This window comes from Pontixanthobacter luteolus (genome assembly GCF_947494915.1).
Lineage (GTDB): Bacteria > Pseudomonadota > Alphaproteobacteria > Sphingomonadales > Sphingomonadaceae > Pontixanthobacter > Pontixanthobacter luteolus.
Genome location: NZ_CANLWR010000001.1, coordinates 893,639 through 909,133, shown reverse-complemented (window position 1 = coordinate 909,133; position 15,495 = coordinate 893,639). Strand labels below are relative to the sequence as shown.

The 15,495-nt window shown below is 58.6% G+C and carries 14 protein-coding genes; 13 read left to right on the top strand and 1 reads right to left on the bottom strand.

The window, feature by feature from the left end; translation table 11 throughout:
• The first annotated feature begins 22 nt into the window (after window positions 1-22).
• From radA to rnr, 10 genes are all read left to right on the top strand, one after another.
• Window positions 23-1,387 (top strand): DNA repair protein RadA, encoded by a 1,365-nt coding sequence (radA, locus tag PO778_RS04330; RefSeq protein ID WP_271438733.1) that lies wholly within the window; start codon window positions 23-25, stop codon window positions 1,385-1,387.
• A gap of 14 nt (window positions 1,388-1,401) precedes the next feature.
• Window positions 1,402-1,920: a CvpA family protein gene (locus PO778_RS04325; protein ID WP_160729849.1), complete on the top strand. Its 519-nt coding sequence runs from the start codon at window positions 1,402-1,404 to the stop codon at window positions 1,918-1,920.
• Window positions 1,920-2,375 (top strand): iron-sulfur cluster assembly scaffold protein, encoded by a 456-nt coding sequence (locus PO778_RS04320; RefSeq protein WP_271438732.1) that lies wholly within the window; start codon window positions 1,920-1,922, stop codon window positions 2,373-2,375. The genes PO778_RS04325 and PO778_RS04320 overlap by 1 nt, the downstream gene beginning before the upstream one ends.
• A gap of 38 nt (window positions 2,376-2,413) precedes the next feature.
• Window positions 2,414-4,048, top strand: coding sequence for an MFS transporter (locus PO778_RS04315; RefSeq protein WP_271438731.1), 1,635 nt, complete (start codon window positions 2,414-2,416; stop codon window positions 4,046-4,048).
• A complete protein-coding gene (gene alr, locus PO778_RS04310; RefSeq protein ID WP_271438730.1) occupies window positions 4,041-5,096 on the top strand; it encodes an alanine racemase in 1,056 nt (351 codons plus the stop codon). Before PO778_RS04315 ends, alr begins: the two co-directional genes overlap by 8 nt.
• Window positions 5,097-5,161: 65 nt before the next feature.
• Window positions 5,162-5,728, top strand: coding sequence for a polyhydroxyalkanoate synthesis repressor PhaR (phaR, locus tag PO778_RS04305; protein WP_271438729.1), 567 nt, complete (start codon window positions 5,162-5,164; stop codon window positions 5,726-5,728).
• 44 nt (window positions 5,729-5,772) lie between these two features.
• On the top strand, window positions 5,773-7,314 hold the full coding sequence (proS, locus tag PO778_RS04300; protein WP_271438728.1) for a proline--tRNA ligase: 1,542 nt from the start codon (window positions 5,773-5,775) through the stop codon (window positions 7,312-7,314).
• 18 nt (window positions 7,315-7,332) lie between these two features.
• The gene (locus tag PO778_RS04295) at window positions 7,333-7,917 is read left to right on the top strand and encodes a DUF805 domain-containing protein (RefSeq protein WP_271438727.1); all 585 of its coding nucleotides are present in this window, start codon (window positions 7,333-7,335) and stop codon (window positions 7,915-7,917) included.
• A 51-nt stretch (window positions 7,918-7,968) separates the two neighbouring features.
• Window positions 7,969-9,342, top strand: a complete 1,374-nt coding sequence (locus tag PO778_RS04290; protein WP_271438726.1) for a M20/M25/M40 family metallo-hydrolase — start codon at window positions 7,969-7,971, stop codon at window positions 9,340-9,342.
• 21 nt (window positions 9,343-9,363) lie between these two features.
• Window positions 9,364-11,664 (top strand): ribonuclease R, encoded by a 2,301-nt coding sequence (gene rnr / locus PO778_RS04285; protein WP_271438725.1) that lies wholly within the window; start codon window positions 9,364-9,366, stop codon window positions 11,662-11,664.
• A gap of 42 nt (window positions 11,665-11,706) precedes the next feature.
• Here rnr and PO778_RS04280 read toward each other — a convergent pair whose 3' ends face one another.
• Window positions 11,707-12,162 (bottom strand): universal stress protein, encoded by a 456-nt coding sequence (locus PO778_RS04280; RefSeq protein WP_160730633.1) that lies wholly within the window; start codon window positions 12,160-12,162, stop codon window positions 11,707-11,709.
• A 133-nt stretch (window positions 12,163-12,295) separates the two neighbouring features.
• Here PO778_RS04280 and PO778_RS04275 point away from each other — a divergent pair, with 133 nt between their 5' ends.
• The 3 genes from PO778_RS04275 to lpdA are packed head-to-tail and all read left to right on the top strand — an operon-like array spanning window position 12,296 to window position 15,460.
• Entirely contained in the window at window positions 12,296-13,597 is a 1,302-nt protein-coding gene (locus PO778_RS04275) for a pyruvate dehydrogenase complex dihydrolipoamide acetyltransferase (RefSeq protein ID WP_271438724.1), read from the top strand.
• Between the two features lie 3 nt (window positions 13,598-13,600).
• Entirely contained in the window at window positions 13,601-14,023 is a 423-nt protein-coding gene (locus PO778_RS04270) for a hypothetical protein (protein ID WP_271438723.1), read from the top strand.
• 27 nt (window positions 14,024-14,050) lie between these two features.
• Window positions 14,051-15,460, top strand: coding sequence for a dihydrolipoyl dehydrogenase (gene lpdA, locus PO778_RS04265; RefSeq protein ID WP_271438722.1), 1,410 nt, complete (start codon window positions 14,051-14,053; stop codon window positions 15,458-15,460).
• Window positions 15,461-15,495: the final 35 nt, after the last annotated feature.

Sequence of the window (15,495 nt, the reverse complement as noted above, 5' to 3'; positions counted from 1 at the left end):
ATGTTCCAGCTATCGGCCAGATATGGCGAAACCGAAAAAACGATACATCTGTCAGGCTTGTGGATCAGTTTCTCACCGCTGGCAGGGGCAGTGCCCCGATTGCGCCGAATGGAACACTCTGAGAGAGGATGTGCCGGCCACCGTTTTCTCGCAAAAGCATGATCTTTCCAGCGGCGGCAGGGCGGTTGAATTCGTCCAGCTGGATGCTCCAGGCGAAAAACTGGAACGGCGCAAGACCGGATTGGCGGAATTTGACCGCGCGCTGGGCGGCGGCCTTGTGCCGGGGTCCGCAATCCTCATGGGCGGCGATCCCGGCATCGGTAAATCGACCTTGCTGCTGCAAGCTGCCGCAAAAATCGCGAAGGACAATTGTTCGACCGTTTACGTCAGCGGAGAGGAAGCCGCCGGGCAGGTGAGGATGCGGGCATCGCGGCTCGGCCTTGCCGACGCGCCGATCAAGCTGGCCGCTGCGACATCGGTGCGCGATATTCTGACCACTCTGAATTCGATGGAGCCGCCGACGCTGCTGGTGATCGATTCGATCCAGACAATGCATTCAGACACCATCGAAGGGGCGCCTGGCACCGTCAGTCAGGTGCGCGGCTGTGCGTTCGAGCTGATCCGCTATGCCAAGGAAAATGGCGTCGCTCTGGTCTTGGTCGGTCACGTGACCAAGGACGGCACGATCGCCGGTCCGCGCGTGCTTGAGCATATGGTCGATGTGGTGATGAGCTTCGAAGGCGAGCGTAGCCACCAATACCGTATCCTGCGTGCATTGAAGAACCGCTTCGGTGCGGTCGACGAGATCGGCGTGTTCGCAATGGAGGGGAAGGGCCTTCAGGAAGTGTCGAACCCCTCGATGCTGTTCTTGTCTGGCCGCGAAACGCCGCTGGCGGGCAGTGCTGTGTTTCCCGCACTGGAGGGGACACGGCCCGTTCTGATCGAAGTGCAGGCCCTGATTGTCCGCCTGCAAAGCGGGGCGACACCGCGCCGTGCCGTGGTCGGCTGGGACAATGGGCGGCTGGCAATGCTACTGGCGGTGCTGGAATCTCGCTGCGGCCTGAATTTCAGTTCGGCAGAAGTGTATCTTAACGTTGCGGGCGGATACCGCCTGTCCGATCCTGCTGCGGACCTCGCAGTGGCGGCCGCGCTTGTATCCGCACTTGCTGACAAGCCGCTGCCTACGCATAGCATCTGGTTCGGCGAGGTTTCGCTCGCCGGGGAAATACGCCCGGTTGCCCATGCGGGGCTGCGATTGAAAGAAGCGGCAAAGCTTGGATTTACGTCGGGATGCGGGCCACAGGATGTGGCGAATTCATCGCAGCTTAAGTACCGCGGCATAAGACAACTCGCCAATCTCGTTGACCAAGTGATGGCTTCTGCATAATCCTCTGACCCGTAATGAACAGCTTTGATCTCATCGTGCTCATCATCGTGGGCGTCGCCGCTATTGGCGGTTTTCTGCGCGGACTGGTGCAGGAGGTGCTCTCTCTTGCGGCTTGGATGCTCGCGATTTTCGCGATCCATTACCTGCATACGCCTTTGTATGACGCGCTGAAGGAATATATCGCGCCCGGGACACCGACTGCGGTTCTCGCCTTCGCCCTGCTGTTGCTGATCCCCTATGCCGCGATGAAGCTGATTGCTGGCCGGGTTGGGGAGGCATCGCGCTCATCCATCCTTGGACCGATCGACCGTGTGCTCGGCTTCGGATTCGGAGCGATAAAGGGCGCTCTGATCGTCGTTATTGCGTTCTCGCTGCTGGTTCTCGGATATGACACCGCCTGGGGCGTGGCCGGACGGCCGGCATGGATTGTCAGCGCCAGAACCTATCCGGTGGTCAACGCCAGCGCTGATACCCTCGTTCAGATGATCGAGAGCCGCCGCGCACGGCTGCGCAGCGAGCAATCCGAAAGTTGATGGATTCAGCCACGGGTTCTGCGCCCGCAGCCGGAAAGCTGTACTCCCGCGAAATCCTTTCTCTCGCGACCGAGCTGGCAAATTATCCGTACATTGATGACGCCGCCGCAAAAGCCAGCGCGCGGTCACGCAGCTGCGGCAGCACGCTCGATATCGCACTTAGAACAAACGCATCAGGTGAGATTGCCGCTGTCGGTCTGGCCGTTACTGCGTGCGCGGTGGGTCAAGCGGCGGCGGCAATATTCGCTCTCGGAGCCGAGGGAAAAGCCGCTGGAGATATAGATGCTGCAGACGCCGCATTGCGAGCATGGCTGACTCGATCAGGCGAGATGCCTGACTGGCCGGGAATTGCGTTTCTTACGGCTGCACGGGAGTTTCCCGGCAGGCACGATGCAATCCGTTTGCCGTGGAGAGCCGCCCGTCTGGCGCTTTCCAACCCAACCCACGCGGGCTAGAGACGCCTCATAAGAATTTCGGGGAGGATCAGGACGCCATGACCGGTACGTCTGCAACAGTAGAGCGCGAACCATCGCAGAAGGAAATCAAGCTCGTCATTGGGGCTTCGTCCGCAGGGACGATCTTCGAATGGTATGATTTCTTCATCTACGGCACGCTGTTCTACATCATCGGCCCGACCTTTTTCCCGAGTGGTAACGAAACGCTCGAAATTCTTTTGGTCTGGGCGACATTCGCGATCGGCTTCGGTTTCAGGCCGGTTGGCGCAATTTTGTTCGGTTACCTTGGCGACAAACTGGGCCGCAAATATACCTTTCTTGTCACGGTAACGCTGATGGGTATCGCGACTGCGGGCGTCGGCTTGATCCCTAGCGCTGCGAGCATCGGGATAGCGGCACCCATAATCGTCATCTTGCTGCGCGTGCTGCAGGGCCTCGCTCTGGGCGGCGAATATGGCGGCGCCGCAATCTACGTCGCCGAACACGCCGACGCAGACAAGCGCGGGTATTTCACCAGCTTCATTCAGGCGAGTGTTGCAGGCGGATTCGTTCTTAGTATCGCAGTTGTAATCGCGTGCCGGGTGCTAATCCCCGAACAGGCATTCCTCGATTGGGGCTGGCGCGTACCGTTCCTGCTGTCGATTGTGCTTCTCGGCATTTCACTGTGGATGCGGCTCAAACTGAATGAGAGCCCTGTCTTCAAAGCGATGAAAGAAGCTGGAGAAACTGCAGGCAATCCATTTGTCGAAAGCTTTACCTATCCGGGAAACAAGAAGCGCATTTTCGTGGCACTGTTTGGCGTTACCGGGGTTCTGACCACGATCTGGTACACAGCTTTCTTCTCGGGCCTTTCTTTCCTGCGCGGACCGATGCGGGTTGAGGACAGCCTTGTCGAAATCATCCTGCTGATTGCCGGCATAGTGTCGATGGCGTTTTACGTTGTGGTGGGCAAATGGTCCGACAGGGTGGGGCGGAAGAAGCCTATCATCATTGGGGCCTTGCTGACCCTCGTCACACTGTTTCCCATTTTCTGGGCGATGGGCAATTTGGCAAATCCTGGCCTCGCAGAATCGGCAAAGGCCCGTCCAGTCGTCGTTAGCGGCACCCAGTGCGTGACCGACCCGTTTGCCGATCTGTTCGACCGCACGCAGACCTCATGCGGTCAGGTCCTGGAAACTCTGACTGCAAGCGGTGTATCCTACACAATCGAGGAATCCGATACTTTGGGGGTGACGGTTGGCGGCACACCTGTCGTTTTTGGCGACGATTGGCTTACTGACGGCGCGAGCCGACGCGATGGCCTTCAGGACGCGCTTTCGAATGAAGGTTTCGACTTTTCCAAGCAGACCCCGCCGTTCACCAGCATATTGGGCATTATCGGGCTTCTTCTGGTGCTCGGCCTGCTTTCGGCGTTGACCTACGGCTCTGTTGCGGCGCTTCTGTCGGAAATGTTTCCTCCGAAGATCCGGTACAGTTCAATGTCGATACCCTATCATATTGGCGCTGGATATCTGGGCGGATTTCTCCCCCTGATTGCCGGATTTATCGTGGCGCGTACAGGCGATGTATACGCGGGACTTTGGTATACGTGGGCCGTTGTCGCCTTCGGTGTTGCGGTAGCATGGTGGGGCCTGCCTAGCGGCCCGCCGCGCGACTTCGACGACAATGGCTGACCTGCCGCCATCATCTCTACGGCTGCTGCTTGACGAGGGGGCGATTGCAGCGAACTGGCGCACGCTGTCCGGGTTGTCGGGCGGCGCCGTTGCCGGTGCTGCTGTTAAGGCAAACGCCTACGGTCTGGGTGTGGAATTCGCCGTGCCAGCACTGCGAGAAGCTGGCTGTGCCGATTTTTATGTCGCGCACTGGGGTGAAGCAGCAAAGGTAGCTCCACTCGTCAAGCCAACTGAATTGTCGGTTCTTCACGGCCCGCTGACGGATGAACACGTAGCGTTCGCGATCGCCACCGGGGTGCGCCCGGTGATCAACAGCCTGCAGCAGGCGAAGCGCTGGCTGGACGGCGGCGGCGGTATCTGTGACTTGATGATCGATACCGGCATCAACAGGCTAGGCGTGGCAATGGCCGATATCTCTGAGCCGGTTCTGCAAGAACTCCAGATCGAGACGCTGATGTCGCACCTCTCATCTGCGGATGAGGACAGCGCGGCCAATGCAGCCCAGCTGGGCCTGTTCCGGCAAGCCTCAGCCCAATTTTCGCCGCGCAGACGCAGTCTGGCGAACAGTGCAGGGATCGCGTTGGGGGCAGATTATGCTTTCGATATTACTCGCCCCGGTCTTTCGTTGTATGGCGGGGTGCCGAGGCCCGAACTGGCCGAAGCGATCCGGCAAGTTGCCTTCCCGCAGGCAGCAATCATGCAATTGCGCAAACTGGCTGCCGGGGACCGGGTCGGATATAACGGCGAATACACAGCCAGGCGCGATATGCTGGCGGGCATAGTATCGCTGGGTTACGCCGACGGTTTCCTGCGCAGCTGGGGCGCACGGGGAGCGCTGTCTTCCAATGGCCGAATGCTCCCGCTGCTGGGCAAAGTATCGATGGATATGGTGGTCGTCGATCTTGGCGGGGCGCCGGATCTGAAAGAGGGCGATTGGCTGGATGTGCCATACCACCTACCAGATGCGGCACGCACGAGCGGGCTTTCACAATATGAATTGCTCACGACGCTTGGGAAACGTTACGACCGCCAATCAAAACCGGCATAGCAATGTTGCACTGCACATGCTGCGGCTGCTAATGCAGCATGCATTGCAACATACGGGAATTGTCCATGGCCAAGCGCGAAGCGCAAAATGGTGACAAGGTTACCATCAAGAAATACGCCAACCGCCGTCTCTACAACACCGCATCGTCCAGCTACATCACGCTTGATGATCTTGCGAAGATGACACGGGAGAGCATCGAATTCGAAGTTGTCGACGCCAAGAGCGGCGATGATATCACGCACTCGATCCTGACACAGATCATCATGGACGAGGAATCGAGCGGCAAGCAGATGCTGCCAGTAAGCTTCCTGCGCGATCTCATCGCAATGTATGGTAATTCGATGCAGTCGATGATGCCGCAGTATCTCGAAGCCAGCATGAAGAATTTTCGCGATAATCAGGCGAAGATTCAAGAGGCTTTTCGTGGAGGTCTGGGCAGCAACCCGCTCGCTAAAATTCATGAAACCAACATGGCTGTGATGCGCGCAGTGGGCGAAGCAATTCTGCCCGGCGTAAAAGGCGAAACCAAACCGGGCGCTGATGCAGGTGCAGCCGGCGAAAATGCAGAGATCGACGATCTGCGCCAGCAGATGGCGGCCATGCAAAAGAAACTGGATGAGCTGAGCAAGTAAGCTCACCATCCGCAGCATTTTTACAAGTCAGGAATATTCGAACTGTGTCCAACATCCGCCACGCTTTGACCGTGAAGCGCTCCGACGACTTCGCGCAATGGTATCAGGAAGTCATTTCCGCTGCAGATATGGCCGAGGAATCGGGCGTTCGCGGCTGCATGGTAATAAAGCCGTGGGGTTACGGTATCTGGGAGCGAATCCAGCGCCTGCTCGACCAGCGGATCAAGGATACCGGTCACGACAACTGCTATTTCCCGATTTTCATTCCGCTCTCCAATTTCGAGCGTGAGGCAGAGCACGTTGATGGTTTCGCCAAGGAAATGGCCGTTGTCACGCATCACCGTCTGATCGCCGATGGTTCAGGCAAACTTATTCCCGACCCGGAGGCTAAGCTGGAAGAGCCCCTGGTCGTGCGCCCGACTTCCGAAACGATCATCGGCGACGCAATGGCGCGCTGGATCCAGAGTTGGCGCGATCTGCCGCTGCTTACCAACCAGTGGGCCAATGTCGTTCGCTGGGAAATGCGGACCCGTATGTTCCTGCGGACAAGCGAGTTCCTGTGGCAGGAAGGTCATACCGCCCATGCCGACGAAGCCGAAGCGAAAGAACACACGCTGCGGATGCTCGAAGTGTACCGCGCATGCGCTGAAGAAGACCTCGCCTTGCCGGTTATCGCTGGCGAAAAGCCGGAGAACGAACGTTTCCCCGGTGCCGTCGAGACCTGGTCGATCGAAGCCATGATGCAGGATGGCAAGGCGTTGCAGGCAGGCACTTCGCACTATCTGGGTACGAACTTCTCCGAAGCGGCCGGCATCCGGTATCAGGACAAAGAAGGCGGCCAACAGCTTTGCCACACCACGAGTTGGGGTGTTTCAACCCGTATGATTGGCGGGGTAATAATGACCCATGGCGATGATGACGGACTGCGCGTCCCGCCAACTATCGCGCCATGGCAGGTGGTTATTCTGCCGATGCTGCGTGACAAGCCCGAGGACGAGGCGCTTCTCGCTTATTGCGAAGAGCTCCGCGCGGCATTGGCTCAAAAGACGGCATTTGGCGAACGCTTGCGCGTGCTGCTTGACAAGAAGCCGGGCAAGGCTGCGGCGAAGCGCTGGGACTGGGTGCGCAAAGGTGCCCCTGTGATCATCGAGGTTGGCGGCCGCGACATGGAGGGCGGTGTCGTCAGTATGCTGCGCCGTGATGCGCTATGGGCGGAGAGCGGAAAGCCTGATTTCCACTCGCCTGAAAAGATGGCGGCTGCCGAACAGATTCCCTCGCTGCTCGAAGAAATCCAGGCGTCACTGTTTAACGAGGCGCAGGAACGGCGTGACCGCAATATCGAGCGCGGTATCACGACCATGGAACAGCTCTCCGAATTCTATGCGGAAGACAAGGCTCAGCCTGGCTGGGCCGAAGTTCAATGGTCCAAACCGACCGGGGATGCCTTGGAAGCCGTGGTCGAGCAACTGAAGGCGCTGAAGCTCACAATTCGCAATGTTCCGATGAATGGCGAGCCAGTTGACGGCACATGCATATTCACTGGACAGCCCGCTATCGAGCGGATTTATGTTGCAAAAGCGTATTAAGCCGAAAGGATCGATCTGATGGCGGGTGCAATTGGTTATAGCCTCAAGAATCTGACGAACTTTAACGGGCGAGACGGACGGAAGCGGTTTCTGAGCTATTTCCTCTTTGTGGTGATCCTGAACCTCGTTCTTTATCTCGCCGCGAGCATCCCTACGATCATGGCGGCGATGGATGCCGGGATCGAAGCGGCCAAGACAGGTGACAACAGCACGGCTGAAACCGCGATCATGAACCACATGATAGATTTTGCGGGCACGCTGGTATGGATCAGTCTCGGGATCGCGCTGCTCAATATTGTACTGCTTTCGGCGGCTTTCGTGAGGCGGGCGCATGACACCGGGCTACCCGGCCTCTTACTTGCAATACCGCTTGGTCTGCAATTGGTGTGGATGTTCTTCGCATACCGACAGCTGGACGGTTTGCAGGCGACCATGCGTGCGGCCGTTGATGCCCAGATGGCCGGCCAATCACCTGAGGTCCAGACGGGTATGATCGCACAAGACCTGATCGGTTGGCTGGTGGTCATCATCGTGCTGGTGATCGGCTTCCTGAAAACCCAGCGCAGCGAAAACCAGTACGGCGGACCAAACCTAAAGCCCTGAGGCAGCAGCGACAGGGTTGCCATTCGGTGTGCTTGTGTGGATGTAGGCAGGATGCGTTACATTCCATTGCTCGCCGCCGCTGCGGCCTTCGCCACTCCCGCCGCCGCTGATCATCACCTTGCTGATGAAATTGCAGATGATGCTGGTGAGGGTGTTTCCCAGGAACGTCTGAAATCGGACGTATATTCGTTGGTCGGTTTCGGGACGCGGCATACCCTTTCGGAACAAGATAACCCGGAACGCGGTATCGGCGCCGCGCGTAAGTGGGGCGAAGGCGAATTTCGCAAGGCAAGCGAGGCGTGCGGCGGCTGCCTTGAGATCGTATTACCTGAGCGAATGGTCCAAGGCCGCCGGATTCCCGAACCAACGAGGCTGGTCAATGTGGTCGCGATCCAGCGCGGGACCGAACGCCCGAACGAAGTCGTGATCGTACAAGGTCATATTGACAGCCGGGCAACGGACGCTTTCGATTTCACCAGCGATGCACCGGGTGCAAATGACGACGCATCGGGCACCGCCGTCGCGATCGAGGCGGCCCGTGTCCTGTCGCAGCGCCAGTATCCCACGACGATCGTCTATGCCTTGCTCTCGGGCGAAGAACAGGGGCTCTATGGCGGCCAGTTGATGGCAGATTACGCAGAAGAACAGGGCTGGACTGTAAAGGCCGTGCTGAACAACGACATCGTTGGCGGAAGCTGCGGTTCGGACGGATACTGCGATGCCGATCACATCCGTGTGTTCTCGGAGGGTCCGCGCGCCGATCTGACCGATACAATCCGTGCCGCGCAGCGCCGCAATGGCGGTGAAAACGACAGCCCCAGCAGGAACCTCTCCCGCTGGCTCGATGGTCTGGCAGACAACAACGCAAACGGCCTTGATGTGCGGCAAATCTGGCGGACCGACCGCATGGGCCGCGGCGGCGATCAGATTCCATTTCTGGAAAAAGGGTATCCGGCCATCCGTTTTTCAGTCGCTGTGGAAGATTACGAACACCAGCATCAGGACCTTCGGGTGGAAGACGGCATAACCTACGGCGATACGCCCGACGAGATGGATTTCGCCTATCTTGCGAAGGCAGCGCAGTTGAATGTGCGCGCCTTGGACAAATTGGCCATGGCCCCGATGCCGCCGGCTCCGGTCGCTCAGGCCGCAGTGCGCACATTTACGGAGATCGAGTGGGAACCCGTGGAAGGGGCCTTCAGCTATACCATCTGGCAGCGCCGCCCCGATGAACCGTATTGGCGTGACGAACCCGTGATCGAAAACGCGGTAGCGACGAGCGCCAGACTGGAAGGCGTGCGCGGCGATGACTGGATATTCGGCGTCAGCTCATCAACCGCAGGCGGTCATAGCAGCCCTATCGCAAGCGCGGTGCCAGCGGGATCCTATGCTCCAATTCCTCAGGAAGAGGGTGACACCGAGTAAGCGCAGGTCCATAGGCCGCCTATGGCCAAACCCGCTCACAAGACACAGCACGGACTCCCCACCAGAGAGCAGATTCTCGAATTCATCCAGACTTCTGACAGGGTGGTTGGAAAGCGTGAAATCGGCAAAGCCTTCGGGTTGAAGGGGCAGGAAAAGATCGCCCTCAAGAAGCTCCTGAAGGATATGGCGGAAGAAGGGCTGATTGACGGCAAGCGTACCGCATATCACCGTATGGGCGGCGTTCCGAAAGTCACCGTTCTGCGCGTGATGGAAATCGAAGATGGGGAGGCCTTCGCGATACCCGACAATTGGGAGGCCGAAGAAGGGGCCACCCCGCCGCGTGTTCGCATTGTCGAAGACAAGAAGGGCAACAATCGCCACGCCGCACTGCGGATTGGCGACCGGATCCTGGCGCGCACCGAAGAGGCAGGAAACGGGTGGCGTGCCCATGTGATGAAGAAACTCCCCGCCAAGACCGATGGGTTGATGGGCGTCGTCGAGTTGGACGGTTCAGGCAAGGGGTGGCTCTCCCCTGTCGATAAACGGGTGCGAAATTCATCCCCGATTGCCGATCTCGGCGGTGCAGAGGAAGGGCAGCTGGTACTAGCCGAGCCGGCTGGAAAATCCCCGCGCGCCGGGGTGAAGGTTGTCGAGATTCTGGGCGATCCGCTCGCCCCCAAAAGCTTCAGCCTGATTGCCATATCGAAGCACGGCATTCCGAATGTCTTTCCTGAAGAAACCCTGACAGAAGCAGAGCTGGCAGCGAAGCTCCCGCTCGACGGGGACAAGCGCGAGGATTTGCGCGATCTGCCGATTGTCGCCATCGACCCCTCCGACGCACGCGATCATGACGATGCCATCTGGGCGGAACCCGATGGCAAAGGCGGCTACAACGCCCTGATCGCCATCGCGGATGTGAGCTATTACGTCAGGCCGGGCGGGGCTCTGGACAGGGAAGCGCGCAAACGCGGCAATTCCGTCTATTTCCCCGACCGCGTTGTGCCGATGCTGCCCGAGATTCTCAGCGCCGATGTCTGCTCGTTGCGGCAAGGCGAAGACCGTGCCGCAATGGCGTGTCACATCCATGTTTCTGAAACGGGCAAGGTCAGTTCATTCCGCTTCACCCGCGCTATCGTTCGAATAGCCGAGGTCGTTGCCTATGAAGAAGCCCAGCGCAGGATTGACGAAGACGAGGCTTCCGAGAACCTCCGGAACCTGTGGGGATGCTGGAAACTGCTGGCCGATGCCCGCTCGGCGCGCGATCCACTGGAACTGGAACTGCCCGAACGGCGTGTGGTCCTAAACGATCAGGGTAAGATTGAGGAAATCGCCGTTCGTGAGCGTCTGGACGCGCACCGCGTAGTCGAAGATTTCATGATCGCTGCCAACGTCGCGGCGGCCAAGTCGCTTGAAAGCAAGACCGCGCCGGTCGTTTACCGCGTTCACGAACCCCCAAGCCGGGAGAAGCTGGTCGCACTGCGCGAATATCTTGAAACCTTTGGCAAGAAGCTGGCGCTTGGCCAGGTGATTACACCTGGTCTGTTCAATCGGATGCTCAAGGATGTGACGGACGAATCCGAAAAAGCGCAGGTGATGGAAGCCGTGCTGCGAACCCAGACTCAGGCCTATTACGGCCCGGCAAATGCCGGCCATTTCGGATTGTCGCTTGGGTCGTATGCGCATTTCACATCGCCGATCCGGCGGTATGCCGATCTTCTGGTGCACCGCGCTTTGGTCGATGCATTCAAGCTTGAGCAGCCAAAACCCCAAGGAAAACTGCCGCCGACATCGGGACTGGCCGATAAAGACCGCGAGAATCTGGGCAAGATCAGCGATGCGATCAGTCAGACGGAACGCAGGGCGATGGAGGCTGAACGCGATACCATTGATCGTTACGTGGCCGCATGGCTTTCAGGCCGCGTCGGCGAAACATTCGACACGCGCATCACCGGGGTGCAATCGTTCGGGTTCTTTGCGACGATCGAAGGGCTTGGCGGCGATGGTCTTGTGCCTGTGTCGACGCTCGGTTCGGATTACTTCCGGTATGACGAAACGTCCCAATCTCTAACGGGCGAACGGTCCGGCACCAGCTATTCAACCGGAGACAGGCTGAAGCTGAAACTTGGGGAGGCGAACCCCCTGACCGGAGCGCTGAAATTCGTTCCGCTCGACTCTGACGGCAACCCGATCGAGGCACGAGGAACGCGCCCTGATTATCGGTCGAAAGGAAAACCCGGCGGTAAGGGGAAACAGAACTTCAAACAGGGACAACGCGGGCGTCCCAAAAACATCCGCCATCAGGGCAAGGGCCGCAAGAAATAGCCAGCCTCGGCTTGCTCTATTGCAGGCTCAGCTGCGCGAAAATCAGGCGGCCAGCTTGTCGATCTGTTCGTTGGTAAAGGTGCCGGGCACGATATAGAGCGGGCAGGGCAGGCTACCCGAATGGTTCGCAAAGTGGGAAATCAGGGGGCCGGGAGAACCCTCTGCCGCTGCGCCAAGGACCAGTGCGGCCACTTCGGGATGTTCTTCCAGATATTCGCGGATTACCGCCTGACCATCGCCAATCTTGACTGAAATGGTCGGCATTTTACCGCTTTCGGAAAACAGGTTGCCCGCCGCGCTGCTGGCGATGACCTCGGTTCGGTCGCGCGCCTCCTGTTCGATGGTGGCCTGAACGGAACCGAATGCATTGAAGTTCTGCTTTGGCACCAGTGCCAGAATATGCACAGAATCTCCGCTGGCCATGGCTCGCCTTGACGCGAAACGCAGTGCTTTGCGCGCCTCGTCCGTATCGTCCATAATCACCAGATAAACCCGCATCATCGCTCCCTTGTCGGTTCGTCCCTGTCCGATGCGGTATCCGATGAAAACGTATTCGGCGCAAGAACCTTGCCCGAAAGCGCCAAATTGGCCAGAGAAGACAGGCAGGTCAAAACAGGAAAATCCGGACTTTATGCCCACAGAAATCAAGATGCCCGCCCTCTCACCCACCATGGAGGAGGGAACGCTCGCAAAATGGCTCGTCAAGGAAGGCGATACCGTAGGCGCAGGCGATATCATGGCGGAGATCGAAACCGACAAGGCAACGATGGAATTCGAGGCCGTCGATGAAGGTACGATCGTCAGCATCAAGGTCGAGGAAGGGACCGAAAACGTTCAGGTTGGCACGGTGATCGCGATTCTCGCCGAAGAAGGCGAGAGTGCCGAAGACGCCAAGGCTGCGGCCGATGCCGCGCCGAAGAAAGAGTCCGAGAAACCGGCGGAAAAGGCCGAGGAAATAACGGCTCCAGAACCTTCTCCTTCCGCTGACAGCGAGCCCGCGCAATCCGCGCCTCCTGCCGAAAAGAAGCAGGGTGGTGATAGGGTCATCGCATCACCGCTAGCCAAGAGGATCGCCGAACAACGCGGGCTGGACCTCAACTCTATTCAGGGCAGCGGACCCAATGGCCGGATTGTCAAAGCCGATGTCGAGAACGCACAGCCTTCCAAGGCTGCGGCTGGTTCCGGCGCAGCAGCGCCATCGCCGTCTGCGAAGGCCGATGCAGCCGGGCTGCCAGACTTCGGCATTCCGTTCGAGGACGAGAAGCTGAACAATGTGCGCAAGGTCATTGCGCGCCGCCTGACAGAGGCGAAACAGAGCATCCCTCACATCTATCTCACGGTCGACATTCAACTCGACGCGCTACTCAAATTGCGCAGCGAACTGAATGCCGCGCTTGAGGCTGAAGGGATCAAATTGTCGGTGAACGACTTGCTGATCAAAGCGCAGGCAAAGGCGCTGATGCAGGTCCCCAAATGCAATGTGAGCTTTGGCGGCGATGTGCTGCGCACATATTCCCGCGCCGATATTTCCGTTGCCGTTGCCGCACCTTCGGGGCTGATCACACCGATCATCACTGATGCCGGAAGCAAGTCCATTTCATCAATTTCGGTCGAGATGAAGGAACTCGCGGAAAAGGCACGAGAGGGCAAATTGCAGCCTCACGAATATCAGGGCGGCACGGCGAGCCTGTCCAATCTCGGCATGTTCGGGATCAAGCAGTTCGACGCAGTGATCAATCCCCCGCAAGCTATGATTCTGGCGGTTGGCGCAGGCGAGAAGCGTCCTCATGTTGTGGACGGCGCGCTGGCCGTCGCGACAGTGATGAGCGCAACCGGCAGTTTTGACCACCGCGCAATTGACGGGGCCGATGGCGCCAGGTTCATGCAGGCGTTCAAGAATCTGGTTGAAAAACCGCTCGGGCTGGTGGCCTGATCAATGAACGGGTCTGCGTTGATTGCCTTTGCTGCGTCGGTTTCAGCCATGCTTCCCGGCGGGGTCCAAGCTGACCGGAACGCTGACGAGGGCCGCGCACCGTTTATCGGGCTGGAGGGTCCGGCAACCGACGCGTGTCCCGGTATCGGCAGAATTGCCCTGTTCGAAGCGAAGAAGGGTGATTTCATGCGCGTCTATACCGACGCCAACGAAGTAGCCCCGGTGAAGGACAAGCTGCCGCTTTCTACGTTGGTCTGGCTGTGCGAGGCGGATGAAGGCTGGCAGGGCATCGTGTACCCAATGCCCGATAATCAGGATCTGGGTGATTGCCGCGTCAGTGCCGCTTTGCCGACACCTGAACCGTATAACGGACCGTGCCAGTATGGCTGGGTCGAAGCGAAATATATCGAACTCGTCGCCGGATAATTCTGCGCAGTTCACAACGGAGTATCTATGGTTTCCTCTTACGACGTAATCGTTCTTGGCTCCGGCCCCGGTGGGTATGTTGCCGCGATCCGCTGCGCACAGCTCGGCCTCAAGACCGCGATTGTGGAACGCGAAAATCTCGGGGGCATCTGCCTGAACTGGGGCTGCATCCCAACCAAGGCGCTGCTGCGATCGGCAGAGATTTTCCACTATATGCAGAACGCCAAGGATTACGGCCTGAAAGCGCAAGCGATCGAGGCTGATCTGGAAGCTGTCGTGAAACGCAGCCGGGGTGTCGCAAAACAGCTCAATCAGGGCGTTACGCACCTGATGAAGAAGAACAAGATTACCGTCCACATGGGCGAGGGCACTTTGACCGGCGCGAAATCGTTGACGGTCAAGGGCGAAAAGGGCGAGGAAAAGCTCACCGCGAAACACATTATCGTGGCGACCGGTGCACGGGCGCGCGACCTGCCGTTTGCGCCCGCCGATGGCGAACGGGTGTGGACCTACCGCACAGCGATGACCCCGCCTGAGATGCCGAAGAAACTGCTGGTCATTGGCAGCGGCGCGATCGGAATTGAGTTCGCCAGTTTTTACAATGACATGGGCAGCGATGTTACCGTCGTGGAAATGCTCGACCGGGTTGTTCCGGTAGAAGACGCCGAAGTTTCCGCCTTCCTCGAAAAATCGCTGACCAAGCAGGGCATGACGATCATGACCGGTGCCGGGGTGGAAGACATCAAGGTCGGCAAGACTGGTGTGAAAGCCAAGATCAAGGCCAAGGACGGCAAGGTTACCGAAACCGAGTTTACTCACGCGATTGTCGCCATCGGGATTGTCCCGAACACCGAAAATATCGGGATCGACAAGCTGGCCGATATGGATCGGGGTTTCATCCAGATCGACCCGTATGGCCGCACGAAATCCAAAGGGCTTTGGGCTATCGGCGATTGCACCCCGGGCCCATGGCTGGCGCACAAGGCAAGTCACGAAGGCGTTACCGCGGCGGAGGCAATCGCGCAGGAACTCGGCAACAAGGATGTCCACCCGCACGCTCTCGACCGGAACAACATTCCGGGATGCACCTATTGCCACCCGCAAATTGCGAGCGTTGGCATGACAGAGGCCAAGGCCAAGGAAGCTGGCTATTCCGTCAAGGTCGGAAACTTCCCGTTCATCGGGAATGGCAAGGCCATCGCGCTTGGCGAAGCTGAAGGCTTCATCAAGACGGTGTTCGACGCGAAAACCGGCGAATTGCTGGGCGCCCACATGATCGGCGCGGAAGTGACCGAACTAATCCAGGGCTATACCGTGGGCAAACAGCTCGAAACGACGGAAGCAGAGTTGATGCAGACCGTATTCCCACACCCGACATTGAGCGAAATGATGCACGAAAGCGTTTTGGCCGCCTACGGTAAAGCGCTCCACATTTGACCAGCACCCTATCGGTGCTGGCCAATTCAGACGCG

Excerpts from the sequence above, each read along its gene's own strand:
- phaR (WP_271438729.1), top strand. The coding sequence starts at position 5,162 with ATGGCCAAGCGCGAAGCGCAAAATGGTGACAAGGTTACCATCAAGAAA.
- lpdA (WP_271438722.1), top strand. The coding sequence starts at position 14,051 with ATGGTTTCCTCTTACGACGTAATCGTTCTTGGCTCCGGCCCCGGTGGG.
- PO778_RS04280 (WP_160730633.1), bottom strand. The coding sequence starts at position 12,162 with ATGCGGGTTTATCTGGTGATTATGGACGATACGGACGAGGCGCGCAAA.
- PO778_RS04295 (WP_271438727.1), top strand. The coding sequence starts at position 7,333 with ATGGCGGGTGCAATTGGTTATAGCCTCAAGAATCTGACGAACTTTAAC.
- PO778_RS04320 (WP_271438732.1), top strand. The coding sequence starts at position 1,920 with ATGGATTCAGCCACGGGTTCTGCGCCCGCAGCCGGAAAGCTGTACTCC.
- PO778_RS04290 (WP_271438726.1), top strand. The coding sequence starts at position 7,969 with ATGCGTTACATTCCATTGCTCGCCGCCGCTGCGGCCTTCGCCACTCCC.
- PO778_RS04270 (WP_271438723.1), top strand. The coding sequence starts at position 13,601 with ATGAACGGGTCTGCGTTGATTGCCTTTGCTGCGTCGGTTTCAGCCATG.
- PO778_RS04315 (WP_271438731.1), top strand. The coding sequence starts at position 2,414 with ATGACCGGTACGTCTGCAACAGTAGAGCGCGAACCATCGCAGAAGGAA.
- PO778_RS04275 (WP_271438724.1), top strand. The coding sequence starts at position 12,296 with ATGCCCACAGAAATCAAGATGCCCGCCCTCTCACCCACCATGGAGGAG.
- radA (WP_271438733.1), top strand. The coding sequence starts at position 23 with ATGGCGAAACCGAAAAAACGATACATCTGTCAGGCTTGTGGATCAGTT.
- alr (WP_271438730.1), top strand. The coding sequence starts at position 4,041 with ATGGCTGACCTGCCGCCATCATCTCTACGGCTGCTGCTTGACGAGGGG.
- rnr (WP_271438725.1), top strand. The coding sequence starts at position 9,364 with ATGGCCAAACCCGCTCACAAGACACAGCACGGACTCCCCACCAGAGAG.
- PO778_RS04325 (WP_160729849.1), top strand. The coding sequence starts at position 1,402 with ATGAACAGCTTTGATCTCATCGTGCTCATCATCGTGGGCGTCGCCGCT.